The organism is Staphylococcus caseorum (assembly GCF_049943195.1).
Classification (GTDB): domain Bacteria; phylum Bacillota; class Bacilli; order Staphylococcales; family Staphylococcaceae; genus Staphylococcus; species Staphylococcus equorum_A.
This window is the reverse complement of record NZ_JBNFUA010000001.1, coordinates 2,069,129-2,094,698: the sequence shown is the minus strand read 5'-3', so window position 1 is coordinate 2,094,698 and position 25,570 is coordinate 2,069,129. Positions and strand designations below refer to the sequence as shown.

Genomic DNA, 25,570 nt, shown 5'->3' with positions numbered 1-25,570 from the left:
TTTGGTTCTACAGGAGATGCATACTAAATGAAAACAACCAAAGGCACTTACGAGTCTGAAATCAGCAAAGCAATTACACAGTGGGAAAAAGACTTCCTTGGCCGCGGCTCTCTTTCTGTAAAAACAGATATATTGCGCGATATGATTATTGTGAGTTTACAAGGTGTATTAACACAAGCAGAGTATAAAGTTTGTGAAACGAACGAAGGACTAGTAACAATTAAAAGAACACGCTCAAAACTCGTGGAATCAGGTATTGAAGCACTCGATGACATTGTATTATCCATTACTGGCGAAGAAGTCAAAGGTTTTCATACTGATTTAAGTTCTCGTACAGGTGAACGTGTGATGATTTTTAAACTTCATAATGACCTTGAAAAACAAATTGCTGAATAGAACAATTCACTACATTTATTAATGAAAATTAAATCCTAGTATTTAAAAAGCCTAATCAATTTCCGAATAGAAGTTGATTAGGCTTTTTAATATTGTAATTAAAGTATTTTTGACAAAACAAGCACTTACCGATGTAAGGCTCAGTAAGTGCTTGTTAATTATAGGAATTCAGAAGAACCGTTTACTTAAAAATGACTATCGTCATATATATATTTGGGTGTTAAAGAATCATAATCTTTAATTAGAGTTCTTAAGCGTTAACGTTTTGTTCTTATAATGGTAAAATACTTGATACTAAATCTAAAATTGTTTGTACGATATCTCCTAGCATAATACCCCTCCTTATAAAAGTTATGTAATCTCATAGTTCAAGACGTTATACAAAGTGTAAAATTGTCTCAATCTAATTTACGAGGATTATTTTAAAAGTGATTTGAAGATGAGTTCAACGATGTTTTCGATCATTTCAATGCCCTCCTTCATAAATGCTATCTTGTAATTACTATTCTACTTGGTCTAATACTAAGTTTAAAATTTGTTCTACTAGAGTTGCTAACATTGTATGCACCCCCTTTATCTGAATATTATAATAAATACATTTAAATTTGGTGGAAATTCCCCAAGTGTCTAAATTTAATGCGTAAGTGTTAATATGTTAAATTTATTGTAATTTTATATAAATTTAGTTGTATTTTAAATATTATGAAAAGATGTTGATTAATTTTTAATATATTTAAATAGTGCTACATACATTTGAGAGGTAGTGAATGTGACTTGTTTAAAAATTTATACCAAAAATTTAAACAAACACTTGAATTTTGTGAGTATTTGGTAGTATAATTTTAAATTGGGTGTTAAAGAATCATAATTTTTAATTATGGTTCTTTTTCTTTTGCCATTTTTTAAGTTATTTAGGCAATCTTACGTCTAAGAATAAGATTAAAGGTATACATAAAAGTTAAATTAATAATAAAATTCCAATCACTGCAGCACTAGTCTATTTGTAGAAATAATTTCGTTAATCTAGTGATGATTGATATAAAGCTTCATTAAATACCTCATTTTAAATCTTAATTACAGAATAAGGTTTAAAACTATCCTTCTAGATACATTTTTAATAAACTATATAAGTCTATAATTATTTTAATGAGAGAAAATAGTTATGTATTTGTAAGGATATACTCAGATAGTGCTTAATTATAAAATAGCTTATGAAATTAAAGCTGAAGTTGGATTTATTTCATAGAAAAATTGCTTATAATAGAATGGTATAGAGTATGACTAAGGAGGAAGTGTAGTTGGATCAAATTAAAAGCATCCTTTATTCGTTAATTGAACCGTTAACGAAGCCAGAGACATATCAAACGTTGATATCGAATGTTATTATGATTTTTGTTTATATCATTGTGGCTTGGATTGTCCTACGTTTCATAAATAAAGCGATAGCACAATTCTTTAAAATACAAAATAGAGGTAAAAAAGCGAATAAAAAACGTTCGAAAACTTTAATAGCATTAGTTCAAAACGTAGTAGCATATGTGGTATGGTTTATAGTATTGACTACAATTTTAAGTAAGTTTGGTATAAGCGTTGGAGGCATTATTGCCAGTGCTGGTGTTGTTGGTTTAGCAGTTGGTTTCGGCGCACAAACAATTGTTAAAGATATTATCACAGGTTTCTTCATTATTTTTGAAAATCAATTTGATGTTGGAGATTATGTTAAAATCAATAGTAGTGGTACTACCGTTGCAGAAGGCACAGTACAGTCTATTGGTTTGCGTTCGATGCGAATTAATACGATTACAGGTGAGTTAACAACATTACCTAATGGTAGTGTGGGTGAAATTACAAACTATTCAGTAACGAATGGTGAGTCAATGGTAGAAATACCAGTTTCCGTAGAAGAAGATATAGATAAAGTAGAAGAGATATTAGTCGAACATTTTGAAACAATGCGTTCTAAATATTACTTATTTATATCAAATCCAGAAGTGGTTGGTATCAATTCCATTACAAGAGATGAAATTACTTTGTGGATTTCTGCTGAAACGATACCTGGAGAAGGATTTTCAGGTGCACGTATTTTAAGAAAAGAGAGTTTAAAAGTATTTAAACAGCATGAAATTCAAATACCGAAACCTATGATGGTACAATACGATGCGAATCAACAAAATAATGCATAAGATGTTCGGAGGTGTGACAGAATGACATCAAATTACGGTTTAAATGATATTGTAGAGATGAAAAAACAACATGCATGTGGCACGAATTGTTTTAAAATCATTCGTGTAGGTGCAGACATCCGAATAAAATGTGAAAACTGTCAAAGAAGTATTATGATCCCAAGACAAACTTTTAATAAAAAACTAAAAAAAATCTTAGTGTCTCATCAAGATACTGAAAATAAGGAGAATGAATAATGGCTTTAACAGCAGGTATAGTTGGTTTGCCCAACGTAGGTAAGTCTACACTTTTCAATGCAATCACAAAAGCAGGTGCACTGGCAGCGAATTACCCTTTCGCGACAATCGATCCTAACGTAGGTATCGTAGAAGTACCAGACAGAAGATTAGATAAATTAACAGAAATGGTACAACCAAAGAAAACAATTCCAACAACATTTGAATTTACAGATATCGCTGGAATCGTTAAAGGGGCTTCTAAAGGTGAAGGACTTGGTAATAAATTCTTATCACATATTCGAGAAGTAGATGCAATTTGCCAAGTGGTACGTGCATTTGACGATGATAATGTGACACACGTTTCAGGACGCGTAGACCCAGTTGATGATATCGAAGTAATTAATATGGAATTAGTATTGGCAGATTTAGAATCTGTTGAAAAACGTTTGCCAAAAGCCGAAAAAATGGCGAAACAAAAAGATAAAGATGCAGTGAATGAAGCGCGCATTTTAGCAAGAATTAAGGAAGCATTAGAAGAAGGAAATCCTGTTCGTAGCCTTGAATTTAATGACGACGATCAAAAATTTGTGAATCAAGCACAGTTATTAACTTCTAAAGAAATGTTATATATTGCTAACGTGGGCGAAGATGAAATTGGCGATGAAGATAATGAAAAAGTTAAATTAATTCGTGAGTATGCGACCAAAGAAGATTCAGAAGTTATCGTAATTAGCGCTAAGATCGAAGAAGAAATTGCAACGCTTGAAGATGAAGATAGAGAAATGTTCTTAGAAGACTTAGGTATTGAAGAGCCTGGTTTAGATCGTTTAATTCGTACAACATACGACTTACTTGGTTTAGCAACTTACTTTACTGCAGGTGTTCAAGAAGTACGTGCATGGACGTTCATCTCTGGTATGACAGCGCCACAGTGTGCGGGTATTATTCATACAGACTTTGAGCGTGGTTTTATCCGTGCCGAAGTAACAAGCTACGATGATTACGTTGAATTCAATGGCGAAAATGGTGCCAAAGATGCTGGGAAACAGCGCTTAGAAGGTAAAGAATATATTATGAAAGATGGCGACGTCGTACACTTTAGATTTAATGTGTAAGATAAGCATGAAGCCTTCTCATTACAGAATAGTGATGAGAAGGCTTTTTTATTATAGCTAAAACTATAATGCTAATTTATGTGGAATTTTACACAATTAGATAAATTTAAAATAAAGGACAGGGCGATGGACTATTTAGTGAATATAAATGCAATCAATTCAATTCTGCATTAAATAATTATGTTATGTAAAATTAAAGTTAACTTTTAGTAAAAATATTATTTTCCTCTACAAAATGATTTTATTGAAAATTATTTTATGTTAGTCTGTATTTAGACACTTCAAGGGGGTGCATCATATGTTAGCAAATCTAGTAGAACAAATTCTTGGATTAATCCTTGATCAAGTTGAATAGTAAAAATACAGTGAGTAGGTTTATGTGATGGGAGGGGCTCGATTATGATAGAAAATATTGTCGAACTAATTTTTAAAGCATTACTTAAATAATACGAGGTATTTTGTGTAACATTTATATTTTAAGTGTCACTTAAATTAAACAATTAGAATAACAACATTCGATGTTTAGAATTAGGAGGCGTTACTATATTAGGCGAATTATTACAAACAGTATTAGACTTAGTATCAAGCATCTTACCAGTATAAAATTACCTAGAAGTACCCTAATTAAAGATTATGATTCTTTAACACCCAATCAAAATACATTTATATTTAACGACTTATAACGTTGAATATAAATATATAAGAGGCCGGACAACCAATCGTGTTGTTTGGCCTTTTTTCTTACAATAAAATTATGGCATACGATGTTAACATTTTAAAAAGGACAATCCCTGTAATAGAGATTGTCCTTGAGTGCTAACAAAGTCTTTGCCTTTGTTGGCATTTATTTGTGCACGCTTTCCACGGGCACCGTCTCAACCTGTAGTCTTCGGCTAGTGCTTTATTAACGCGTCAGGAGTCGCGGCCCAAATCGTTGTCGTTATTTAAATAACCCTAATATAATCAACTTAAACCGTTGCGATATATGAGCTAATATATTTTGAAAATATATAAATTTAAGATGTAAACCATGATGTATCGACACCTGGACCAGTATAGTTTGCATCGACATTTTGGTCTAATTCTGGAGATGCGTAACTATCAGTATATTGCCATAAAACGTGTTCACTAGCGGGTTGGTCAGGATTGTAATTGGCAATCCAATAACCATCATATTCACCGACAGATTGTGAAGCATGTTCCTTCATGAAATTTTCATATGAATAGAATAATACTTTCTTGTTGCCAGCTAAACTTTTCATTTCATCATACCATGCAGATGTACTTTCTTCTGCAGTACCCGAAGTGACCGTATCTTGTTCAAAGTCATTGATGTAAAAGCTAGCTTTAGGTGCACGGTTGTATAACGTTTGCGCTTCGTAGCGTGCATCTTCAGGATTTTCATACATACTATAAGAATATACGCCAAAGTCCAAGCCGTGTTTGTCTAATAAAGCTGAATTGTGTTCTAATGATGCATCCACTTTTTCAGAACCATATTGAGCACGAATAATGATGAAGTCGTAATTAGCTTTAAGGTCTATAACTTCTTGTTCTGTTAAGTCACCTTGCCATTCTGAAATGTCTAGAACACGTTCGCCAGATTGTGTTGTGCTTGCTTCAGACTGTATCTCATTTGAACTTTGTTTGGATGATTTTTCAGGATGTTTCTCAATGTATTGTTGATAGCCATACCCCATCGTTCCTTTTTGGTTTGATGTATCTCCAGCGGCGTGTGCTGCGTTCATTGCTAACGTTGATGCAAATAATACACTTGCAGTGACTAAACCTTTTTTGATTACTGAAACCATAATATGCTCCTTTGTATGTAATTAATATTTTGAAAATGCTAGGTGCTAAATAAGGTTATAATTATAAAAAACGAACTCAGATTGTATGCTATTAGAATTAAAAAGATTTAGCAACCATATATTTTATGTAATCAATTTTTTATTAAGATTAATTTTATTTAGAATTCAAAAAATGAATGTCAGCATAAAGCGTTTTGCAAGAAACTTTTGAAAGGCATTTTATTGTGACTGTACAGCATGTTTCATATGAAACATTTTAATAATTTTTAGATTATAGCAGTGTAATAACCATTGTAAAATGTAATGCGCTGTGCTATAATTCTTGATTGTGAGTAATGAAAATTATTCCTTGCTTATCACATATGATGATGAGCCGCATAGACCACAAGGAGGTGCAATTATAAATGAGAACATATGAAGTTATGTACATCGTTCGTCCGAACATTGAAGAAGATGCTAAAAAAGCTGTTGTTGAACGTTTCAACGGTATTTTATCTTCTAACGGATCAGAGGCTTTAGAAGTTAAAGATTGGGGTAAACGTCGTTTAGCTTATGAAATTAATGATTTCAGTGAAGGTTATTACAACTTAGTACGTATCCAAGCTGAAAACAATGAAGCTACTGATGAATTCCAACGTTTAGCTAAAATCAACGATGATATCATCCGTTATATCGTAATTCGTGCAGACGAAGATAAGACTAAAAAATAATAATTGGGGGTTCGTTTAAATGATAAATAGAGTTGTTTTAGTCGGTCGTTTAACGAAAGATCCAGAATATAGAACAACACCCTCAGGCGTGAGTGTTGCGACTTTTACTCTAGCAGTAAACCGTACGTTTACAAATGCGCAAGGGGAACGCGAAGCAGATTTCATTAACTGTGTTGTTTTTAGAAAACAAGCAGATAATGTGAATAACTACTTATTCAAAGGTAGTTTAGCTGGCGTTGACGGTCGCATTCAATCACGTAGCTACGAAAACCAAGAAGGACGTCGTATTTTTGTAACTGAAGTGGTTTGTGATAGTGTTCAATTCCTTGAACCTAAAAATCAAAATCAACGTCATGCCCAAGAAGGAAATAACAATTTCCAAAACTTTGGCGGACAACAATCAGGTCAAAATACGTCATCTTATCAAAACAATAACCAAAACCAAAACAACAATAATAATAATAACAACAATTCATCAAACAACAATAACCAATCGGATAATCCATTTGCAAATGCAAACGGGCCAATTGATATTAGTGATGATGACTTACCATTCTAATTATATAGCGTATATAAATAAGAAAATATCATAAAAAGGGAGGCAGTTACCATGGCAGGTGGACCAAGAAGAGGCGGACGTCGTCGTAAAAAAGTTTGTTATTTCACAGCAAACGGAATTACACACATCGACTATAAAGACACAGACTTATTAAAACGTTTTATCTCAGAACGCGGTAAAATTTTACCACGTCGTGTAACAGGTACTTCAGCTAAATATCAACGTATGTTGACATTAGCTATTAAACGTTCTCGTCATATGGCATTATTACCATATGTTAAAGAAGAACAATAATAGATATTGTATCTGAAAACCCCGTAAGCTTAGGCTTACGGGGTTATTTTTGTGGTTTTATAATGAATTTTAAGTAATTCTATAAAAATTTTTCAACAACTTTTACAATGGATTCTTTGTACTTTAGAATATCTAAAGGTTTATCAAATTTTATAATTGTTTTATCATCATCATTTAAAACAAATTCTGATTTAGTGTTAGTTATATAAATTCTCATAATCCATTTTCTTATATTATTATCTAACAGTATATTGAAGTAACTTCTATTATCTCTAAAAAAAATACGCTCAGCGTCTGTAATTTCTGAAGCAATTACTTTAGTCATTGAATATGATTCGAGCTCTTCTTGTGTTGTTATAATATCATCTTTTTTAATAGGTTTGATTTCTTCTTCTTCGTTTTCTTCAATTGTAATTTTATTAGAAGAACTAGAATTTAATGCTGCATTTAAGCGATCAGTTACTTTTTCATTGATAAATATATTCAAAGTATTTTTTACAGTTGGAGTAAACTTATCAATAATTGTTTTTGTTTTAACACCGTCATACACTTCAGTTAATAAATATTTAACAAAATCTTCTTTAGGTTCTTCTAATTGTTTTTCGAAAAATGATTTAATTAAATTCATATATTTAAGCTCATAAGCAGAACTTGAGATATTATCAATATCAAAATTTTCCTTCTTAAATTTAAATAGTTCTTTAATACTATTTTCTTTCAATTTTTCAATATTTACTACTAAAAAAGGCTTGGTATCCATTTTATTTGGGATTTCTAAATCAGTGTAAAACCTATATTCAATCCCATTTGTTAAAATTCCGAATTTAGAAGTACTAGTACCGAAATATCTGAATAACTGCGAATCATGGTTATTCAATTTTTCATTAATAGATTTGCATTCTATTAATATAGAGGGAGAGTCATCAGTTATAATTGCATAATCAACTTTTTCGCCTTTTTTAATACCGACATCAGCTATAAATTCAGGTGTGAATTCCATTGGATTAAAAACATCATAACCTAGTAACTGAAAAAAGGGTAAAATTAAAGCATTCTTAGTAGCTTCTTCAGTTTTAATATTATCTTTTAAATTAGAAACTCTTTTTTGAAGATCTTCTATCTTTTGAGTGAACTCTTTCATTTAACCATCTCCTAAAAAATTGTGAGCTACCTAAATATAGGTTGGTAAACTCCTTATTTTATACAATAAAACAAAAATACACTTGATAGAAATATGATACTTATAATTTAATTATACACTCAAATCAATTTTATAGGAATGATTATTAATTAACTTTATATGTTGCTTGTATTCTAAAATAGAAATAATTGTTTTGAGAAGGTAAAAGAAAAGGCATACTTTATAAAAATATTATTACATATGCTGGATGAACGATTGATATTTGTTTCTAATCGTCGAAAAAGGGGTAATTGAATAAAAAGAATATAAATTAATCTTTGTTTTTTGTAACTGTGAAATATAAATCTTAACATATCGAATCGGGAAGGCTTTGTACATGAAAAGTCTAAATAAAAGAAGAAGATTTAAAGCAACAAACTTAATTATTTCAAGTTTGGAGTGATGATAATGGAAGTATTAGCGTTGGTATTTCATTTATTGTGTTTAGTCATTGTATTAATTACAGGATTTTTCGCATTAAAAGAATTTAAAAAACCTATGAATGAACGTAACCAAAAACGAATTGATTCACTTTTAGTATTGGTACTTGTAGTCGCATTGGTTGCTATTTTATCTAGTGTGGTTATGGATATTTGAATATGAGCTACTGCCTTTTGAGGTAGTAGCTTTTTTGTGCAAAAATAAAAATAATAATTATGCTTATATAAAAATATTTAAAATAATAGCATAAAATAAAACTATGTTTTGTAAATAATCTTATAATATTATAAGATGAGACAATAAGGTGTTGTGCAAGGAATGGATGTTTATATAGTGTCGTGTTTTTAAAAATTTGAAATGGGAGATGTTTTTTATGAAGTACAGGATTAGTTTGTCATTAGTATTAGCAACGAGTTTATTGTTAAGTAGTACAGTTGCAACCGCACAAGAAGATAATTCTAATAAGAGTACAGAAGAAACTAAAAATGAAAATACAAGTAAGGCAATAGATTTTGAAAAAGCACAAAAAATGAGTCCACAGGCCTTGAAAGATCAGTTAACACCAGGGGATTTGAAGCTACATGATAAAGTTGCAGAACATAATTCAGTAGAAATGAGTACATTTGCAAATAGAGCGTACCAAGACGTTAATACATATATAGACAATAACAACATACAACCTGCAGAAATAGTGCAAGATTCTCGTATGAATAATTTACCAAAATATAATTATAAATCAGGGAAATTCATCGGTGTCGTTATTCACGAAACTGCAAACCCTAATAGTACAATCGATGGTGAAGTAAATTACATGTATAATAACTACAATAATGCCTTTGTTCACGCATACGCAGGTAGTGACAAAATTATACAAACAGCACCAAGCGACTATTTAGCATGGGGCGCCGGAGCGAATGCTAACCCATATTTTTATCAAATAGAATTAACAAGATCTAACACGTTTGATGGTTTTGCTAAATCTGTGAACAACCAAGCTTATTTAACTGCTAAAATGCTAAAACAAAACGGACTACAACCTTCACTTGCAGATAACAATCAAGGAACTGGAACAATTATTAGTCATAATGCAGTTAGTCAATACTGGGGCGGGACAAACCATACTGATCCTGTAGGTTATTTTAACCAATGGGGCTATAACATGAATCAATTTTATAGTTTAGTTCAGAAACACTATAAAGAATTAGGCGGCGAAGATGACGATGCCATTACAGGTTCTACTTATAAAGTAGTTAAAGGCGATACATTGTATAGTATATCTAAGAGAAGTGGCGTAACAATTGATAATATTAAAAAATGGAATGACTTAAACGATAATACATTATCCATCGGTCAAACATTGAAATTGACGGACCCTGATAGTAACGATGACAGTATTTCAGGTGATACACATAAAGTAGTCGAAGGTGACACTTTATATAATATTTCTAAAAGAAGCAAAGTGAGTATTGAAGATCTCAAAAAATGGAATAATCTTGAAACGAATAATATCAGTAAAGGGCAAACACTCTACTTAGTTAAAACATATACTGTTGAAAAAGGTGATACATTGTATAGTATCGCTAAGAAACAAGATACAACAGTAAGTAAAATCAAATCTGATAATAATCTAGACTCAAATAGCATTAAAACAGGACAAATCTTAAAAATAAAATAGGCATGTAACGTTCAGTTAATTAAAAAATAGCTGTTAGGTATCTTTGCGATATCTAACAGCTATTTTATATTTTTAGACTCACTTGAGTAGGAGCTGTACTTATCCTGTAGTTTTCGACCCGTGTTGTTTCCTTAGGTAGTTTTAGGTACAAATTTATTTTAGGTCTACGTCTTCTTTTATACCATCTTGAAAACCTGCTACTAAATCATCTATGTGCATAAAACCACTAGTTATAATTACAGCTATTAGTATAACGAATAAGCCAAAAAACCAATCTTTTACAGTCAAATACTTCTTTTTTTTATGATAATAAAATCCTATAAGTAAACCAACTATGATGGCAACTATTAACTCCATAGTAAAAGACTCATAAAAAAATTAAAAAACATTTAAGTAATATAATATCACAATTAATTTTTTATGATATATTAAAATTGAATATAACTGTAGTAGCTTTTTAATTTAGGACAGTGAATAAAACTAAAGTAAGGAGTGGTCACATGATAGCTGAAAATATTAAGTATCCTTATGTTAAATTATTGTTTGATGTAGTTGGTATATTATCTTTTATTACCTTGCTATTTGTATTTGGGATTAATTTTTACATAGAAAGTGATCCTAACGGAAATTTTAATGCGGGAATCACAATAAGCGGGAGCAACGCTATCGTATGTGGTATCTTATTTTGGGTGACAATTATCAGTGCTTTAGCATCCTTTCTTTTGAAAAAAATAAAATAATGAAGTTAAGTTTCAAAGTATAAGTAAATGCTTGTTATTCAATGAATCAATTTAATTTAACCGATATTATTAAAAAAGAAGTATTCTCATTTTTTACTGAGAATACTTCTTTTAAAATTGCTCAAATAATATTTTGATTTAAAGGATTTAATCTTTATAATGCTTTTGCTTGTTGCTCATCTAATGACTCTTTGCATTTTATTGCAATTTTTTGTGCATTGTAGCCATCTTCAATGCTACATGGTACCTCTGTATCGTTAACAATTGCATCTAAAAATTGATCCATTTCAATTTTATATGCTTCTGAATATCTCTCTAAGAAGAAATAGGGGGGATTTTCAGTTGAGATGCCTGTAGCTTTGTGGAATGTTAAAGTAGATGCCTGTGCATTATCAACTGTAATTAGTCCGTTTTCTCCAAGCACTTCAATTCTTTGGTCATACCCATAAACGCTTCTTCTACAGTTTTCGATTACAGCTAGTGCACCATTTTCAAATTTAAGTGTAATAATTGCAGTGTCAATGTCATCATATTGACTAATTTCAGGATTAACTAACGCACCGCCTACAGCAGATACTTCTGTTATTTCAGATTGCATTAAATAGCGTGCCATATCGAAATCGTGAATAGACATATCCATAAATAAGCCACCTGATCTCTTAATATAGTCAATTGGTGGGGGTTCCGGGTCTCTTGAAGTAATCCTTAAGGTTTGTATTTCGCCTAAATCACCATTTGTAATGCTTTGTTGTAGTTGCTTGAAGTTATTATCAAAACGTCTATTAAAGCCCATTTGCAATTTAACCTTAGACTTCTTAACAGCGTCTAATGCTTCTTCGGATTCTTTTATAGATAAACTAATGGGTTTTTCACAAAATATATGTTTTCCTGCGGCACATGCTGATTTAATAATATCCACATGAGTATCAGTTGGAGAACAAATTATAATAGCTTCTACTTCTGAATCATTGATTATATCCATATGGTTTTTTGTTTTGTTCTCGATACTGCATTCTTTAATCCAAGCATCCATTTTGTCGCAATGTAATTAGGGAATATAAATAATATAAGCAAAAAACTTTCGAGAAATTTCAAGACATGTTTTAATGTAATTATAAAAGTTACAATTAAAGGTGATGTAAATGAATTTAGAGTTTAATATAGCAGTACATCTGCTAACATTTCTAGTTAAGCATCCAGATGTGCGTTATAGTAGTGGGTCATTATCAGAACGGATATGTATTAACCCAGTGCAAATACGCAGGGTGACGAGAAAGTTAAATGATCAACATTACCTAGATGCTAGTAGAGGGAAATATGGTGGTTATCAAGCTAATGAACTGACCAAGGATGTTAATCTGGCAGACTTGTTTGAATTATTTAATGAAGAAAGGTCAGATGGACGTATATTTACAGGTGATAAAGGTAGCGATTGTGAGATTTCCAGGGAAATAGGAACCACGATGTCTAAGTTTCAGCAAAAAGAAAATGATATATTAATTAATTATTATAAAAGCGTCAAGATTACTGATATATTAGACGATGTATTGAAGGAGGATATTCATGAGACAATTTGATTTAGTGATTATAGGATTTGGTAAAGGTGGTAAAACATTAGCGAAGTTTGCTTCAGCACAAGGTAAAAAAGTAGCAGTCGTAGAGAAATCTAAAGCGATGTATGGTGGGACTTGTATCAATGTTGGCTGTATCCCTTCAAAAACGCTTGTTCACGAAGGTCTAACTCATAATGATTTTAACAAAGCATTTTCTAGAAAAAAAGATGTAGTAGATGCATTAAACAATAAAAATTATCATAATCTTGCAGATGATAACAATATTGAAGTGTTGGATTATACTGCGAAATTCAAATCTAACAATGAAGTGAACTTATTCAATGACAATGATGAGATAGTGGAAACATTGCATGCGGAAGATGTCGTTATTAATACGGGTGCAATGTCAGTGATTCCGCCAATCACAGGCGTTGAAAGTTCTCAACATTTATACGATTCAGCTGGGATAATGAGTTTGGATTTTCAACCTAAACAATTAGTCATCATTGGTGGTGGATATATTGCTTTAGAATTTGCTTCTATGTTTGCTAACTTTGGCACACAAGTGACCGTACTTGAACGTGGCAATGATATTATGACTAAAGAAGATAAGGACATTGTTACAGAAGTTAAAAAAGTTTTAGCTAACAAAGGTGTAAATATCATATACAATATGAATACAGAGGGCTTTGAAGATGCTGACTCTGGAACTATTGTGCATACGTCTAATGGAGATTATGAAGCGGATGCAGTTCTATTAGCGACTGGTCGTAAGCCTAATGTGAATTTAGATTTAGACAATACAGATGTAACACTAGGTGAGCATGGAGAGATTAAGGTCAATGAATACCTCCAAACGGATGCGCCACATGTTTATGCAATCGGTGATGTTAAAGGTGGCATGCAATTCACATATATTTCTTTAGATGACTTTAGAATTGTAAAAGACCAACTCTTTGGAACAGGAGTGCGTTCTACTGAAAATAGAGGCGCTGTACCTTATACAGTATTTATTGATCCACCAATGGCGCGTGTAGGTTTGACTGCTGATGAAGCTAAAAATCAAGGCTATAATGTAATAGAAAACGCACTTCCAGTTAACGCTATCCCTAGACATAAAGTGAATAATGATCCAAGAGGTTTGTTTAAAGTAGTAGTGAATAAAGATACGGAAACAATACTTGGAGCAACATTATACGGCTTAGAAGCAGAAGAAATTATCAATCTAATAAAATTAGCAATAGATCAGAAATTAAATTATAAGGTGTTGAAAGATAATATCTATACACATCCAACGATGGTTGAATCATTTAATGATTTATTCGATATGTAAGAGTGTAGAAATTTAAAAAGAGATAGATTCCTTATAGGGAATCTATCTCTTTTTTTCATGCAAATTAGGTCATTGCCATAATAATAACACCTATAAGACCAAAGAGGCCAAAAACCAATGACATCACACCGAAACTGACCAAACTTTGTTTTTTACTTGTATCACCTTTTTTTGAAAGGCGTTTATTTAAAACGAGTAGTACAATACCAAGGATTATGAGTAATATTGAACCATAGAACAATTTGCGTCCCCCCTAAACTATATTTATCACGTTTGAATATCTTTATTATGTATTTACCCGGTAAATGATGTGAACTAACTCAATATACCATGCACAGTTCAATTATAGGTAGTGTTTTTCTTGAAGCATATATAAGCAAAAATAAAAGACGAGTACGCTGTTTTAAAGTTAACAGTATACTCATCCTTTTGGTGTGTGATTAATATTATAAACTATTGTGGCTCACATCCGCATATGTGTAATTTTTTAGTAATGAACAGCCTAATGGATGGTGACCATTGTCTACATATTCGTTAATTTCTTCAAGTACATCTAAAATTTCGTATTCCGGCGTGTTTACATCAAATGTGTATTTGAACACTTGTTTCTTATCGGATAATACTGTAGCGATGAGTTCATCATTGTGCATTTTGTAATTTAATAATTGCATAGTCATCCCTCACTTTTTTATATTTCAATCCAATAATCGGATTGTTTTAATTGAGAATTCATTTCATTGATTAACCATTCAGATTATAATTGTTCTAATCTGATATTCAGTATACATGAAATAGTATAAAATGTAGAGGGGAATGACTTAAATAATTAAAACTTTTTAAAATTAAAATGTAAAAAGAAACTAAGACGTTTCTTGTAAGCGTTTTTAAATGATAATAATTTTAAATTGAGCAAAAATAAAATACTATGCTTGATGTCTATAAGATGAATTGATATGATACAGAGAATTAAATAAAAGCTTTCTAGGGTTCCGCAACACTTAATGTTGGCCTGGTCCGAGAGGAAGCCACATGTTAAATGTGACACGGAAGGATAAAAGCCTGGGAGATAGTAGTGATGACTATCTCTCGGGCTTTTTTTATTTTAATAGGGGGAATATGAATGAATTGGATAAAAATTATTATCGCATCAATCTTTGAAGTTGGTTGGGTCGTAGGGTTAACACATGCAACGACTGGTCTCGAATGGATGTTAACACTTATAGCTATATTTTTAAGTTTTTATTTGCTTATAGACGCATCAAAAATGTTACCAGTAGGCACATCTTATGCAGTATTTGTTGGTCTGGGAACAACAGGCGTTACCATATTTGATTTTGCTTTCTTTGGTCAGGAAGTTAATTATGGAAAAATCATTTTAATTTTAACATTACTTTTAGGTGTGATTTGTTTGAAATTAGTCACACCAGATAAAGGGGGAGAAGCATAATGGCTTGGATATTATTAATCATTGCAGGTATTTTTGAAATGTTAGGTATTACTTTTTTAAATGCTTATACGCATACACGGAAAAAATCCGCTGTCATAGGACTGATAGGCTTCTTTAGTTTGAGTTTCTTAGCTTTATCTATGGCAATGACTCAATTACCTATGAGTACAGCGTATGCAGTTTGGACAGGTATTGGTGCAGTGGGTGGAGCGATATTAGGTATGGTTTTTTATAAAGAGTCTACTGATATCAAACGAATAATTTGTATTGGAGTTATATTAGCTAGTACAGTTGGTTTAAAATTATTGAGTTAATGTGGAAGTGATAAAAGGTTTTGCTAATCAGTTAGCAAAAAGAAATATGGGCCAGGTGTATTGCGGTGACATAGTGTAATTGATACGATGTAGTTAAGATGGAGGTGCATGTGATGGAAGGTCTTGCAGCATTTATTACGATTACATTAATGATTATTATTGTTCCTGGTCCAGATTTTTTTGTAGTAATGAAAAATTCAATTACTTCAGGTAAAGGTAATGGCGCAATGGCTGCATTAGGTATTACGTCAGCACACGTTATCTATTCTTTATTAGCAGTGTTTGGCATTATATTTATCTTGGCAAATATGTATTATGTCTTTCTGATGATTAAAATTTTAGGCGCGTGTTATCTGATTTATTTAGGCATTAAAAGTATCATCTGTGCACGTCAAAGCATGAATTTTTCAACATCTCAAATGCAGACACAACAGATTAGCTATTTAAGTTCTTATCGCCAAGGTTTTATCAGCACAATATTAAACCCTAAAGCATTACTTTATTACATAAGTATTTTACCGCAGTTTATAACTGCTGGCGAAGGTGTGTCATCTCAAATTGCAATATTATCGGCAGTAGTAACAACGGTGATTCTTATCTGGTTTATTTTTTGCGTATACATATTCCAATATATTAAATTACTTTTTGGAAACAGAAAAATAAAAGCGGTGTTTGATTATGCAGTAGGTGCCATCCTCATTGGTTTATCTATTAGTTTGTTATTTAGTAAAAGCAGTTGATTCAACTTAAAAGTATAATGAAAGAAGGGGGCTGGGACACAAATAATTGTCTCAGCCTCAATCATTTTCTAAATAGATTTTCTAAAAAATTGCAATGCTTTATGGACGGAAATAAGCATCTTCAGAAATATATATCTTGATACCACGATATATATTTTTGATTGTGTACCAAATGGTTACCACTAATAAAAGGATGGCCACCACAATCGCTATGATTGCAATTGTAGTATTCTGTTGATCAATTATTGTAGTTCCAAACGCTACGCTTAAAACTAATAGTATTGGTCCAATATACGTTATAATATGATAGACTAATGATTTTGCTGCATGCGTTGAAGCAGGTTTATCAGCAAAAATCCAAAGGATAATAGGTAATATAATTGGTGCAAAGAATATACTGAAATAACTGACTGCTGCTAATACACGCCCACTTTGTGTGTCATGATGTAACATTTTTTCGCTCATTTGTATCACCTCAATTGGATAATAACAAGAATAATCATTGAAATATAGACATATTGCTTCATCTAACAGTATTGTAAGATATGAGCGTCGTTAAAAGAATAATGAAATATTGGATTATAAATAGAGAAGAGGTAATCACTATGAAAATTTATTTAGTTCGTCATGGAGAATCGCAGTCAAATTACGATAAAAAACAAGGAAAAAAATACTTTTGTGGTCAATTAGATGTACCTTTAACAGAAAGTGGTGTATATTCTGCTCAATTACTGCAAAGCTATTTTGAAAAAAAGAATATTGAACACGTGTATATATCTGATTTGACTCGCACGAGACAAACATATAATGCGATATTTGATAAGCACATTCCAGCGAGTGTGACCCCTTTATTAAGAGAGCGTTCTTTAGGCATCTTTGAAGGTAAAATGATAGATGCAATTGAACAAAATCCTGAATATCATGCTTATTTTAATGATGAAAATCTGCTTGCTTTTCGCCATAGTTTCACACAAAAAGCCCCTGAAGGAGAAAGCTATTCGGATGTATTACAGCGTGTTGAACAATTTTTTGACCAAGAACTTGATCCGTCTTTAGAGTCTATCGCAATTGTTGCGCATCAGGTCGTAATCAGATGTTTTCTTGTTTACTTACGCTATGAAACGAAAGAAACTGTAATTGATAGAAAAATAGAAAATTGTGTACCCTATGAACTTGAAATATAAGACAAACAAAAAACCTGAACTGCGACGTTGTCGGTTCAGGTTTAATATTTTTTAGCTGCTGTTAAGCTATCATGAAATCCTTGGAATAATGTATTGATATTGTCTAAAAAGCTTCCGACAATAACAGCCAGTATGACGTAAGTTACACTTAGCGCAATTGTTCTAAAAGAAACGACGCCATATTTTTCTTTCTTCTCAAAGAGATTAAAAGCTATGAAAATAGCAGCCATGGCACCTATTAAAATAGTTAATATCATAACAGTGTGGCCTCCTTAAATTTATTAATGAGTGGCTGTGCTTCTAATAACGTATTTCTTAACTTGTATATAGCTTAACAAATTAAGCTTTGAGAAAAACAGGATAATCATATTAAAAAACCTTACAATCATGTAAGGTTTTTTACGAGAATAAGTCAGAGTGTATCAATGTATGAGTAGAAAATAGGCTCAACGCCTTTGCCATCATGGAAAGGTGACATGTCATCATTTTGTAACCTTGGCTAAAATTGTGAAACATAAATGAAAAGCATGACGCTAAAACAACAATCTTTTGACACAAATGAGGCTAGGGCGTTAATACATGTCTTAGCCTCATTCATTATATAGTCAGCTTTGCCGGGAGAGGATTATACGACGAAATCTTGTTAGAAAAATTAGATTTCATTGTCCTACTCCCATTTATCATCTATTTATCTACTGCATCACTCTCAATTCCTTTTTCATCAAGGAATTTCTTAATTGATTTTTGCTTTTTATGATTTACATTTCCGGCAACTTTAGCAGGAACGTCAACAACGTTGAGGTCATTGTCAGGTTGGTAATCTATTTCTTCAATTTCTTTATCAACGTTTTTAATTGTAGTGTTTAGGGATGTAAAATAAGCGATAATTTCATCGAGATTATCTTTATAACCGCTTGGCATGTTGTTATCTTCTACGAAATTTTTAAAATGAAGGTCATTTTTAATTGCATTATTCGATAAATCTGATAAACGTTTTTCTTGTGCATCAGTGATTTTTGTATCTGTACCTATTTGTTTATCTAACTTATATTGCATGAGGTATTTATTATCAATAATAAGTGAGTTAACATCTAAATATTTTTTAATCGCTTTATTCATTTCATCTTCACTAATATCTTCACCCTTTTTATCTGAATGGAAGATATCTTTCTCAGCCAATTTGCTCACATTTTTTGGTGCATTGCGTTCATTATGTTCTTCTTGTTCATCATCTTCTGTATTACCATTTGAACATGCTGCGAGTATGACAGCTAGCACCAAAACTAACGATAAAAGTATACTTTTCTTCATAAATAATATTGCTCCTTTAATAATAAGTCGTTCTATTTTAACAGTCCCATTGTATGTTTACATACGTTCTTAGAAAATTATAACTTAAGCGTATCATGTAGTGCTATCTATTTGTATGATGAATTAAATAATAAACGCACAATCTATTGAACAAATGAATGGTGTAAGAGGATAATTGCTATATAAATTTAAAAATTCATTAGATTTTCATTTTAAAATGTTAGCTAATTTAAATAATTAATCGCATAGATACAAGAATAAGCATATAAGGGTTAAACTTAGATTTAAAAGAGAAAAGTATACAAATAAAAAGAGAAGCACATATAGATTTTGTTAAGCGTATGCGATTTTGTTGGGAGTTTTTATGCACTTTTTCCGCGGGCACACAACCTCATCTTGTAGTCTTCGACTAGTGCTTCTCCCACAGAAGTTTGCCCAAATCACTGCTAGTGTTCAAATAATATAATCCATTATTAGATAATAAATAAGAACTGTTTCAAGGAAAAAACTATAAAAAAACAAACCACTTGCAAAAGCGAGTGGTTTGTCAATGTTAAGAGAAGAACCGCATAAGGGTTCTCCTTAATCTTTATTGTTAAATGAAAGGGGGTGCGATTAATGTCTGATGATATAATCAAAAGCGTTTAATGCTGCATTTGCACCAGCACCCATAGAAATAATAATTTGTTTGTTACGATCATCGGTAACATCACCAGCAGCAAAAATACCAGGGATGCTTGTAGCATTCTTGCGATCAATTACTATTTCTTTAGCTTGGTTTAATTCAACATAATTATCAAGCCATTCAGTGTTTGGTAATAAACCAATTTGAACAAAGATACCTTCGAGTTCTAAAGTATGATCTTCGCCAAGTGATTTATCCTGATATTTAATACCAGTTACTGCACTGTCACCTAAAACTTCTGTTGTTTGAGCATTTTTAATTATAGTTACGTTTGGCAAAGAAGCCAAACGTTCTTGTAATACGTTGTCTGCTTTCAGCGTAGCGTTACGTTCTAGTAACGTTACGTGTTTAACGATACCTGCAAGATCGATTGCAGCTTCGACTCCAGAATTACCGCCGCCTACAACAGCAACATTTTTATTTTCAAATAATGGACCATCACAATGTGGGCAGAATGCAACGCCTTTATTGATTAATTCTTCCTCACCAGGCACTTCTAGCTTGCGCCAACGCGCACCTGTTGAAATAATAACAGTTTTACTTGTTAATTGTGCACCATTATCTAAAGTGACAATGATACCATCGTCTGTTTTTTCAATATCACTGGCACGAATACCAGTCATTACATCAATATTGTATTGTTTAATATGATCTTCGAGTGCTGAAGTAAATTTAGGTCCATCTGTTTCTTTAACAGTGACAAAGTTTTCGATAGTAGCGGTATCGTTGACTTGACCCCCGATGCGATCCGCAACAATACCTGTACGTAAACCTTTACGTGCAGTATAAATTGCTGCACTACCACTTGCAGGTCCACCTCCGACAATTAGTACATCATATGGATCTTTGTCGTTAAATTCAGCTGGGTCTGCTTGACTGCCTAAGTTTGCTAATATATCTTGAACTGTCATACGTCCGTTACCAAATTCTTCTCCATCTAGGAAAATTGCAGGAACGGCCATAATGTCTTCAGACTCTTCTCTAAAGATAGATCCGTCTACCATAGAATGTGTGATATTTGGATTTACCAAACTCATTAAGTTTAAAGCTTGAACAACGTCGGGACATTTTTGACAAGTTAGACTAATAAAAGTCTCAAAATGTAACGGACGGTCTAATGCTTTGATTTGATCTATAACTGCTTGTTCTTCTTTTGGTGCACGACCGCTTACTTGTAATAAAGCGAGAACAAGAGAGTTGAACTCATGACCCATTGGTAAACCAGCGAATGTAATACCTGTTTCTTCACCAGGTCTATTAACAGAAAAGCTTGGTGTACGTTTAAGGTCAACTTCTTCTATAGTAATGCGAGATGACATCTCTGCTACTTCGTCTAATAATTCTTTTAATTCTTTAGACTTTTCATCTGTACCAAAACTTGCACTTAGTACAACGTCACCTTCCATTAATTGAAATAATTGTTGTAATTGTGATTTTAGCTGATCATTAAGCATTTAAATTAATGCCTCCTTAGATTTTACCTACTAAATCAAGACCAGGTTGTAATGTTTCTGAACCTTCTTCCCATTTAGCTGGGCAAACTTCGCCTGGGTGTTGACGTACATATTGTGCTGCTTTGATTTTGTGTACCAATGTACTTGCGTCACGGCCGATACCGTCAGCATTCACTTCAGCTGCTTGTACAATACCGTCAGGGTCTACGATGAAAGTACCACGTTGAGCTAAACCTAATTCTTCATCTAATACATCAAAACTACGAGTGATTGTTTGAGAAGGGTCACCAATCATAGTGTATTGGATTTTGTTAATGGCTTCTGAATGGTCATGCCAAGCTTTGTGTACGAAATGCGTATCAGTTGATACTGAGTACACGTTTACGCCTAATTCTTGTAATTTATCATATTGTCCTTGTAAATCTTCTAATTCAGTTGGACATACGAATGAGAAGTCTGCTGGATAGAAGCAAACAACACTCCATGAACCTTTTAAGTTTTCATCTGAAACTTCGAAAAACTCATCTTGCTTTGGATCATAAGCGTTAGCTGTGAATGGTAAAATTTCTTTGTTAATTAAAGACATAAAAAACATCCTCCTGATTGATTAACTAATTTTGATTAGAATATTAGTTAAGTAGATTATTATAGTTTGTTAATTGTAATAATTCTAATCTTTCACGTACTATTATTGCACGCTCATATATTCTCGTCAACGATGAAGGGCTATATAAAAAAGTGTAAAATAACGCTCTACGTGTGCTTTTGAACCATTAATGACAAGTGAAAATATATATGAAAAAGAGAGCGTTTACATAGTAGATATAATCTTTCTACATATTAAATAGCCTTTCAATTCTCAACTAAACATATGAAAATGAGAAGAAAGGTTTGTTATTTATTAAATTGGCTTAAAAACATGAATTACACAGCTTTTTAGAGCATTTTTTACAATTTTGTGAACGACTAGCGTTTACGGAATTTATACTTATAAGTAATGAACAACGAAACCATAATAAGAATAAACTAAATCAGAATATATAGTGATAATGTGTGAGATTTTTCTAAAAAAAAGACCTATTTACAGTTTGAAATAGGTCTCGTATTTTTTAGAAGTATAAAGTTACTAAAGAAGGTTTTAGCACTTAATTACATGAATGATTGTGTTATCCACCAAATCATTGCAGCAACAGGAAAGAACAACCACCAGTAACCTGCTAGGAATTCCCAACCATTCATAGCATTTTTCTCTTTATCATCTGAAACAGGTTGCTGATATGTTTCAATAATTGTATGTTTAAGTTGCTTGTCTCCTTTAATGAGTTCATCTAATGAGATGTCGAATAGATCGCTCATTTTAATTAACATATCAATGCTCGGATAGACTTTATTTAATTCCCATTTTGAAATACTTTGGCGTGAAATGTTAAGTATTTCGGCTAAATCATCTTGAGACCAATTTTTTTGTTCTCTTTGCTCTTTAATCTTTTTTCCAATTTCCATATCAACCACATCCTTTGTTTAAAGGTAAAATATTACATGTTCAGCGTCACGAACCTAATGTTATTTTCTGCCGCAACGGCAGGTTGCAATCGCATGTTTATCATCTTTATTTGCTTTTTTTAAAATTAAATATGTATAAGATTGGCCTATGTTAAAAGGAATTTGCGAACAACCGCTTTAATGTAATAATACCCATTATCTTCCATTATAATAAAAAACTGCCCAAGTTATAACTTGGGCAGTTAGAGTGTCGACAAAGTCTCCGACTTTGTTGGCACTTTTTTGTGCACGCTTTCCGCGAGTACAGCCTCATCCTGTAGTCTTCGGCTAGTGCTTTTCCCGCAGGAGTCGGCACAAATTACTGGTATTTTTTAAACAAAAATAATATATTATATTTAAATTAAACAGTGGTGGTGTTCAATAATTATTTGTGAATTTTTTTATCTATCCCAGTATCTTGCTCTATCAAAAGCTTGCACAATTGTATTAGGATCATCCGATACGAAAACACCAGGTGCTGCTAAATTCAATTTGGCATCTGCTAAATTTGTCGCAGCTGTTTGGCTAACAATTAATGGTTTATTGTGTTTATAAGTGAGTTCTGCAAACTCCTCGACAGGTGGAAGTATGTCGCTACCATCTGAAAGTACAATTAAGCTATCATATAAAGTTGGATGAGCAGTATCAAATGTTTCAGTGATACCGTAGTCTTCTGAGATATCTTTAGGATGTTGTCCCACAAATGCGTAGTTTAATTTATGTTCAGTGAACGTTTTAGCGTATGATTTTAGTGTGTCAGCACTAATATCGCCATTTACTGCAACAGCTACAGAATGTCCAGCTAATGGGATGTCGAATTTTTCCATTGTTAGTTTACTATCTTTTGCGTCTGATTGGACTTCTTCATTTTCTGCGGGCACTTCCACACCTACATTTTTAGCTACACGTTCGGCTAATGTGCGGTCAACCTTGTTCAATTGGTTAACAGCATTTTGTTTAACCATAACCGATTTACACATACCGATTTCAAATGAAAAGCCATCTACGGTATGATCAAATTCAGGCTGAGTCAGACTGTTTAAATAAAGTTTGGCTTGGCTATAATAATCTTTGAAACTTTCACTGCGTTTTTGAATCTTGCGGCCTTCAACTTTTTCTTGATAGTGCTCATAACCACCTTCTTCTTTTGGCGTTGTATGAGGGTCATTATTATTCAGTGCATTTTTATGATACGCAACTTGTCCCTTGTTTACACTTGTTTGGTGCATACCTTCTCTTTGGTTGTTGTGTACTTCATTCACAGGACGGTTAATTGGAATTTGATTAAAGTTTGGACCACCTAATCTCGTGATTTGTGTATCTGTATAAGAGAATAAACGTCCTTGTAATAATGGGTCGTTAGAAAAGTCGATACCTGGCACAATATGACCTGGATGGAATGCAGCTTGTTCTGTTTCATCAAACACATTCGTAACATTTTGGTTTAACGTCATTTTACCAACTCTTTGTACTGGAACGTCATCTTCAGGCCAAATTTTTGTCGGGTCTAAAATATCAAAATCAAAGTCAAATTCTTGTTCGGGACGAATAATTTGTAGGCCTAATTCCCATTCAGGATAATCGCCTTTTTCGATAGATTCGTAAAGGTCTTTACGATGAAAGTCAACGTCTTTACCATGTAGAATTTGTGCTTCATCCCATACGAGAGACTCTAGCCCTTGAAGTGGTTTCCAATGGAATTTAACAAAATAAGACTGTCCCTCGCTATTAACAAGGCGGAACGTATGCACGCCGAAACCTTCGACTTGTCTGAAATCTTTAGGTATCCCACGATCACTCATAGCCCATACAGCGGTATGTGTAGATTCTGGGTTTTGAGCAAAGAAATCCCAAAATGTATCATGTGCAGTACCACCTTGAGGCATTTCGTTATGTGGTTCAGGTTTAACTGCGTGAATTAAATCTGGGAATTTGATTGCGTCTTGTATGAAAAACACTGGTATATCGTTACCTACTAGATCGAAAATACCTTCATCTGTGTAAAATTTTGTCGCAAAGCCACGGACGTCTCTAACTGTATCAGGAGAGCCTTTAGAACCTTGAACTGTGGAAAATCTAACGAATAGTGGCGTTGTTTTCTCGGGGTGAGTTAAAAAGTCGGCTGAAGTATATTTCGATAAATCTTCATAAACTTGAAATTCTCCATGTGCACCAAAGCCACGGGCATGTACAACACGTTCTGGGATTCGTTCATGATCGAAGTGCATGATTTTTTCTCTGAAATGGAAATCTTCTAATAAGCTAGGACCACGTTCACCAACAGTTAGCGTGTTTTCATCTTCACTTACTTTGACACCATTATTAGTCGTCATTGCTTTATCGTCATTGCTTTTTTCTACTTCATTTAATTGATCTTTCTTTTTATTGCTCATTAAAATACCCCCTATCTTTACGTACAGTTAGTGTTTTCCACGTTACGATAAAGAGAAACATATCTATGAGTTAAATGAATTATTTTAAATGATTTATAAATTATAGTATGCATAGTGAGAAGATTATATGTGAGAGATTGTCGACAAGACTCCGACTTTGTTGGCAGTTTTTGTGCACGTTTTCCTTGGAACAGACTTAGACTGTGGGCTTCGGCTACTGCATTTTATGTAGGAGTCGACCCAAGAACTACTATTTTTAAAGAAAAATACTATAAAAAAACCAAATGCCTT

The 25,570-nt window shown here is 32.6% G+C and carries 29 protein-coding genes and 1 riboswitch; of the genes, 16 read left to right on the top strand and 13 right to left on the bottom strand.

All coding sequences use genetic code 11. From position 1 onward, the window contains the following. Nucleotides 1-27 precede the first annotated feature (27 nt). The 4 genes from ACP3TL_RS10755 (at nucleotide 28) to ychF (ending at nucleotide 3,913) form a co-directional block, all read left to right on the top strand. The gene (locus tag ACP3TL_RS10755; protein ID WP_002506093.1) at nucleotides 28-396 is read left to right on the top strand and encodes a Na-translocating system protein MpsC family protein; all 369 of its coding nucleotides are present in this window, start codon (nucleotides 28-30) and stop codon (nucleotides 394-396) included. 1,298 nt (nucleotides 397-1,694) lie between these two features. Further along, complete coding sequence (locus ACP3TL_RS10750; protein WP_069832239.1) at nucleotides 1,695-2,579, top strand: mechanosensitive ion channel family protein; 885 nt, start codon at nucleotides 1,695-1,697, stop codon at nucleotides 2,577-2,579. A 21-nt stretch (nucleotides 2,580-2,600) separates the two neighbouring features. Next, entirely contained in the window at nucleotides 2,601-2,816 is a 216-nt protein-coding gene (locus ACP3TL_RS10745; RefSeq protein ID WP_002506091.1) for a DUF951 domain-containing protein, read from the top strand. Continuing rightward, nucleotides 2,816-3,913, top strand: coding sequence for a redox-regulated ATPase YchF (gene ychF / locus ACP3TL_RS10740; protein WP_069832238.1), 1,098 nt, complete (start codon nucleotides 2,816-2,818; stop codon nucleotides 3,911-3,913). The genes ACP3TL_RS10745 and ychF overlap by 1 nt, the downstream gene beginning before the upstream one ends. A 1,016-nt stretch (nucleotides 3,914-4,929) precedes the next feature. Here the strand turns inward: ychF and ACP3TL_RS10735 are convergent. Beyond that, nucleotides 4,930-5,724 (bottom strand): GH25 family lysozyme, encoded by a 795-nt coding sequence (locus ACP3TL_RS10735; protein ID WP_069832237.1) that lies wholly within the window; start codon nucleotides 5,722-5,724, stop codon nucleotides 4,930-4,932. Nucleotides 5,725-6,128: 404 nt separating this feature from the next. On the opposite strand from ACP3TL_RS10735, the gene rpsF reads away from it, so the two are divergent. Genes rpsF through rpsR form a run of 3 tightly spaced genes read left to right on the top strand, consistent with a single transcriptional unit; the run spans nucleotide 6,129 to nucleotide 7,287 of the window. Next, complete coding sequence (gene rpsF, locus ACP3TL_RS10730) at nucleotides 6,129-6,434, top strand: 30S ribosomal protein S6 (RefSeq protein WP_069826483.1); 306 nt, start codon at nucleotides 6,129-6,131, stop codon at nucleotides 6,432-6,434. A gap of 19 nt (nucleotides 6,435-6,453) precedes the next feature. Further along, nucleotides 6,454-6,993 carry a single-stranded DNA-binding protein gene (gene ssb, locus ACP3TL_RS10725; protein ID WP_069816640.1) on the top strand — a complete coding sequence of 180 codons (540 nt, stop codon included), beginning with the start codon at nucleotides 6,454-6,456 and terminating at the stop codon, nucleotides 6,991-6,993. Between the two features lie 51 nt (nucleotides 6,994-7,044). Then, nucleotides 7,045-7,287: a 30S ribosomal protein S18 gene (gene rpsR / locus ACP3TL_RS10720; RefSeq protein ID WP_002506086.1), complete on the top strand. Its 243-nt coding sequence runs from the start codon at nucleotides 7,045-7,047 to the stop codon at nucleotides 7,285-7,287. A 79-nt stretch (nucleotides 7,288-7,366) separates the two neighbouring features. On the opposite strand, the gene ACP3TL_RS10715 is transcribed toward rpsR, so the two are convergent. Beyond that, complete coding sequence (locus tag ACP3TL_RS10715) at nucleotides 7,367-8,428, bottom strand: type I restriction endonuclease (RefSeq protein WP_069832236.1); 1,062 nt, start codon at nucleotides 8,426-8,428, stop codon at nucleotides 7,367-7,369. 447 nt (nucleotides 8,429-8,875) lie between these two features. Between ACP3TL_RS10715 and ACP3TL_RS10710 the strand changes: the two genes are divergently transcribed. Both ACP3TL_RS10710 and ACP3TL_RS10705 read left to right on the top strand, forming a co-directional pair. Then, entirely contained in the window at nucleotides 8,876-9,064 is a 189-nt protein-coding gene (locus tag ACP3TL_RS10710) for a hypothetical protein (protein ID WP_069826482.1), read from the top strand. A gap of 217 nt (nucleotides 9,065-9,281) precedes the next feature. Continuing rightward, a complete protein-coding gene (locus tag ACP3TL_RS10705) occupies nucleotides 9,282-10,583 on the top strand; it encodes a peptidoglycan recognition protein family protein (protein WP_069832235.1) in 1,302 nt (433 codons plus the stop codon). A 153-nt stretch (nucleotides 10,584-10,736) separates the two neighbouring features. On the opposite strand, the gene ACP3TL_RS10700 is transcribed toward ACP3TL_RS10705, so the two are convergent. Beyond that, nucleotides 10,737-10,940: a hypothetical protein gene (locus ACP3TL_RS10700; RefSeq protein WP_069832234.1), complete on the bottom strand. Its 204-nt coding sequence runs from the start codon at nucleotides 10,938-10,940 to the stop codon at nucleotides 10,737-10,739. A 143-nt stretch (nucleotides 10,941-11,083) separates the two neighbouring features. Here ACP3TL_RS10700 and ACP3TL_RS10695 point away from each other — a divergent pair, with 143 nt between their 5' ends. Continuing rightward, nucleotides 11,084-11,323 carry a hypothetical protein gene (locus ACP3TL_RS10695; RefSeq protein ID WP_069832233.1) on the top strand — a complete coding sequence of 80 codons (240 nt, stop codon included), beginning with the start codon at nucleotides 11,084-11,086 and terminating at the stop codon, nucleotides 11,321-11,323. 154 nt (nucleotides 11,324-11,477) lie between these two features. Here the strand turns inward: ACP3TL_RS10695 and iolG are convergent, their stop codons facing one another. Next, the gene (iolG, locus tag ACP3TL_RS10690) at nucleotides 11,478-12,356 is read right to left on the bottom strand and encodes an inositol 2-dehydrogenase (RefSeq protein WP_069832232.1); all 879 of its coding nucleotides are present in this window, start codon (nucleotides 12,354-12,356) and stop codon (nucleotides 11,478-11,480) included. A gap of 109 nt (nucleotides 12,357-12,465) precedes the next feature. Here iolG and hypR point away from each other — a divergent pair, with 109 nt between their 5' ends. Further along, nucleotides 12,466-12,900 (top strand): redox-sensitive transcriptional regulator HypR, encoded by a 435-nt coding sequence (gene hypR / locus ACP3TL_RS10685; protein ID WP_069832231.1) that lies wholly within the window; start codon nucleotides 12,466-12,468, stop codon nucleotides 12,898-12,900. Continuing rightward, nucleotides 12,887-14,209: a hypothiocyanous acid reductase MerA gene (merA, locus tag ACP3TL_RS10680; protein ID WP_069832230.1), complete on the top strand. Its 1,323-nt coding sequence runs from the start codon at nucleotides 12,887-12,889 to the stop codon at nucleotides 14,207-14,209. The genes hypR and merA overlap by 14 nt, the downstream gene beginning before the upstream one ends. A gap of 64 nt (nucleotides 14,210-14,273) precedes the next feature. Here merA and ACP3TL_RS10675 read toward each other — a convergent pair whose 3' ends face one another. Next, a complete protein-coding gene (locus ACP3TL_RS10675) occupies nucleotides 14,274-14,450 on the bottom strand; it encodes a hypothetical protein (protein WP_176722975.1) in 177 nt (58 codons plus the stop codon). A gap of 205 nt (nucleotides 14,451-14,655) precedes the next feature. After that, nucleotides 14,656-14,880 (bottom strand): hypothetical protein, encoded by a 225-nt coding sequence (locus tag ACP3TL_RS10670; protein WP_069816656.1) that lies wholly within the window; start codon nucleotides 14,878-14,880, stop codon nucleotides 14,656-14,658. 299 nt (nucleotides 14,881-15,179) lie between these two features. Further along, nucleotides 15,180-15,277, top strand: a riboswitch (guanidine-I (ykkC/yxkD leader). Between the two features lie 52 nt (nucleotides 15,278-15,329). Between ACP3TL_RS10670 and ACP3TL_RS10665 the strand changes: the two genes are divergently transcribed. The 3 genes from ACP3TL_RS10665 (at nucleotide 15,330) to ACP3TL_RS10655 (ending at nucleotide 16,710) form a co-directional block, all read left to right on the top strand. Then, nucleotides 15,330-15,656, top strand: a complete 327-nt coding sequence (locus ACP3TL_RS10665) for a DMT family transporter (protein ID WP_069826287.1) — start codon at nucleotides 15,330-15,332, stop codon at nucleotides 15,654-15,656. After that, complete coding sequence (locus tag ACP3TL_RS10660; protein ID WP_069832229.1) at nucleotides 15,656-15,970, top strand: DMT family transporter; 315 nt, start codon at nucleotides 15,656-15,658, stop codon at nucleotides 15,968-15,970. The genes ACP3TL_RS10665 and ACP3TL_RS10660 overlap by 1 nt, the downstream gene beginning before the upstream one ends. Nucleotides 15,971-16,083: 113 nt before the next feature. Then, nucleotides 16,084-16,710, top strand: a complete 627-nt coding sequence (locus tag ACP3TL_RS10655; protein WP_069816662.1) for a LysE family translocator — start codon at nucleotides 16,084-16,086, stop codon at nucleotides 16,708-16,710. A 99-nt stretch (nucleotides 16,711-16,809) separates the two neighbouring features. Here the strand turns inward: ACP3TL_RS10655 and ACP3TL_RS10650 are convergent, their stop codons facing one another. Continuing rightward, the gene (locus tag ACP3TL_RS10650) at nucleotides 16,810-17,175 is read right to left on the bottom strand and encodes a magnetosome magnetite crystal formation protein family (RefSeq protein ID WP_069832228.1); all 366 of its coding nucleotides are present in this window, start codon (nucleotides 17,173-17,175) and stop codon (nucleotides 16,810-16,812) included. Nucleotides 17,176-17,315: 140 nt separating this feature from the next. Here ACP3TL_RS10650 and ACP3TL_RS10645 point away from each other — a divergent pair, with 140 nt between their 5' ends. Continuing rightward, nucleotides 17,316-17,894, top strand: coding sequence for a histidine phosphatase family protein (locus ACP3TL_RS10645; protein ID WP_069826291.1), 579 nt, complete (start codon nucleotides 17,316-17,318; stop codon nucleotides 17,892-17,894). A 41-nt stretch (nucleotides 17,895-17,935) separates the two neighbouring features. Here ACP3TL_RS10645 and ACP3TL_RS10640 read toward each other — a convergent pair whose 3' ends face one another. From ACP3TL_RS10640 to ACP3TL_RS10615, 6 genes are all read right to left on the bottom strand, one after another. After that, complete coding sequence (locus ACP3TL_RS10640) at nucleotides 17,936-18,151, bottom strand: hypothetical protein (protein ID WP_002511986.1); 216 nt, start codon at nucleotides 18,149-18,151, stop codon at nucleotides 17,936-17,938. A 427-nt stretch (nucleotides 18,152-18,578) separates the two neighbouring features. Further along, the gene (locus tag ACP3TL_RS10635) at nucleotides 18,579-19,205 is read right to left on the bottom strand and encodes an NDxxF motif lipoprotein (protein WP_069816668.1); all 627 of its coding nucleotides are present in this window, start codon (nucleotides 19,203-19,205) and stop codon (nucleotides 18,579-18,581) included. A gap of 615 nt (nucleotides 19,206-19,820) precedes the next feature. Further along, nucleotides 19,821-21,344, bottom strand: a complete 1,524-nt coding sequence (gene ahpF, locus ACP3TL_RS10630) for an alkyl hydroperoxide reductase subunit F (protein ID WP_069832227.1) — start codon at nucleotides 21,342-21,344, stop codon at nucleotides 19,821-19,823. A 16-nt stretch (nucleotides 21,345-21,360) separates the two neighbouring features. Next, nucleotides 21,361-21,930: an alkyl hydroperoxide reductase subunit C gene (ahpC, locus tag ACP3TL_RS10625; RefSeq protein ID WP_069816672.1), complete on the bottom strand. Its 570-nt coding sequence runs from the start codon at nucleotides 21,928-21,930 to the stop codon at nucleotides 21,361-21,363. A 563-nt stretch (nucleotides 21,931-22,493) separates the two neighbouring features. Beyond that, on the bottom strand, nucleotides 22,494-22,847 hold the full coding sequence (locus tag ACP3TL_RS10620) for a helix-turn-helix domain-containing protein (RefSeq protein WP_069826292.1): 354 nt from the start codon (nucleotides 22,845-22,847) through the stop codon (nucleotides 22,494-22,496). A 440-nt stretch (nucleotides 22,848-23,287) separates the two neighbouring features. Next, nucleotides 23,288-25,279 (bottom strand): catalase, encoded by a 1,992-nt coding sequence (locus tag ACP3TL_RS10615; protein WP_069832226.1) that lies wholly within the window; start codon nucleotides 25,277-25,279, stop codon nucleotides 23,288-23,290. Between the last annotated feature and the right edge of the window lie 291 nt (nucleotides 25,280-25,570).

Bases quoted from the DNA above. Each gene is read 5' to 3' on its own strand.
- ACP3TL_RS10755 (WP_002506093.1), top strand. From the start codon at position 28: ATGAAAACAACCAAAGGCACTTACGAGTCTGAAATCAGCAAAGCAATT.
- ACP3TL_RS10745 (WP_002506091.1), top strand. From the start codon at position 2,601: ATGACATCAAATTACGGTTTAAATGATATTGTAGAGATGAAAAAACAA.
- ychF (WP_069832238.1), top strand. From the start codon at position 2,816: ATGGCTTTAACAGCAGGTATAGTTGGTTTGCCCAACGTAGGTAAGTCT.
- ACP3TL_RS10735 (WP_069832237.1), bottom strand. From the start codon at position 5,724: ATGGTTTCAGTAATCAAAAAAGGTTTAGTCACTGCAAGTGTATTATTT.
- rpsF (WP_069826483.1), top strand. From the start codon at position 6,129: ATGAGAACATATGAAGTTATGTACATCGTTCGTCCGAACATTGAAGAA.
- ssb (WP_069816640.1), top strand. From the start codon at position 6,454: ATGATAAATAGAGTTGTTTTAGTCGGTCGTTTAACGAAAGATCCAGAA.
- rpsR (WP_002506086.1), top strand. From the start codon at position 7,045: ATGGCAGGTGGACCAAGAAGAGGCGGACGTCGTCGTAAAAAAGTTTGT.
- ACP3TL_RS10715 (WP_069832236.1), bottom strand. From the start codon at position 8,428: ATGAAAGAGTTCACTCAAAAGATAGAAGATCTTCAAAAAAGAGTTTCT.
- ACP3TL_RS10710 (WP_069826482.1), top strand. From the start codon at position 8,876: ATGGAAGTATTAGCGTTGGTATTTCATTTATTGTGTTTAGTCATTGTA.
- ACP3TL_RS10705 (WP_069832235.1), top strand. From the start codon at position 9,282: ATGAAGTACAGGATTAGTTTGTCATTAGTATTAGCAACGAGTTTATTG.
- ACP3TL_RS10700 (WP_069832234.1), bottom strand. From the start codon at position 10,940: ATGGAGTTAATAGTTGCCATCATAGTTGGTTTACTTATAGGATTTTAT.
- ACP3TL_RS10695 (WP_069832233.1), top strand. From the start codon at position 11,084: ATGATAGCTGAAAATATTAAGTATCCTTATGTTAAATTATTGTTTGAT.
- iolG (WP_069832232.1), bottom strand. From the start codon at position 12,356: ATGGATGCTTGGATTAAAGAATGCAGTATCGAGAACAAAACAAAAAAC.
- hypR (WP_069832231.1), top strand. From the start codon at position 12,466: ATGAATTTAGAGTTTAATATAGCAGTACATCTGCTAACATTTCTAGTT.
- merA (WP_069832230.1), top strand. From the start codon at position 12,887: ATGAGACAATTTGATTTAGTGATTATAGGATTTGGTAAAGGTGGTAAA.
- ACP3TL_RS10670 (WP_069816656.1), bottom strand. From the start codon at position 14,880: ATGCAATTATTAAATTACAAAATGCACAATGATGAACTCATCGCTACA.
- ACP3TL_RS10665 (WP_069826287.1), top strand. From the start codon at position 15,330: ATGAATTGGATAAAAATTATTATCGCATCAATCTTTGAAGTTGGTTGG.
- ACP3TL_RS10660 (WP_069832229.1), top strand. From the start codon at position 15,656: ATGGCTTGGATATTATTAATCATTGCAGGTATTTTTGAAATGTTAGGT.
- ACP3TL_RS10655 (WP_069816662.1), top strand. From the start codon at position 16,084: ATGGAAGGTCTTGCAGCATTTATTACGATTACATTAATGATTATTATT.
- ACP3TL_RS10650 (WP_069832228.1), bottom strand. From the start codon at position 17,175: ATGAGCGAAAAAATGTTACATCATGACACACAAAGTGGGCGTGTATTA.
- ACP3TL_RS10645 (WP_069826291.1), top strand. From the start codon at position 17,316: ATGAAAATTTATTTAGTTCGTCATGGAGAATCGCAGTCAAATTACGAT.
- ACP3TL_RS10640 (WP_002511986.1), bottom strand. From the start codon at position 18,151: ATGATATTAACTATTTTAATAGGTGCCATGGCTGCTATTTTCATAGCT.
- ACP3TL_RS10635 (WP_069816668.1), bottom strand. From the start codon at position 19,205: ATGAAGAAAAGTATACTTTTATCGTTAGTTTTGGTGCTAGCTGTCATA.
- ahpF (WP_069832227.1), bottom strand. From the start codon at position 21,344: ATGCTTAATGATCAGCTAAAATCACAATTACAACAATTATTTCAATTA.
- ahpC (WP_069816672.1), bottom strand. From the start codon at position 21,930: ATGTCTTTAATTAACAAAGAAATTTTACCATTCACAGCTAACGCTTAT.
- ACP3TL_RS10620 (WP_069826292.1), bottom strand. From the start codon at position 22,847: ATGGAAATTGGAAAAAAGATTAAAGAGCAAAGAGAACAAAAAAATTGG.
- ACP3TL_RS10615 (WP_069832226.1), bottom strand. From the start codon at position 25,279: ATGAGCAATAAAAAGAAAGATCAATTAAATGAAGTAGAAAAAAGCAAT.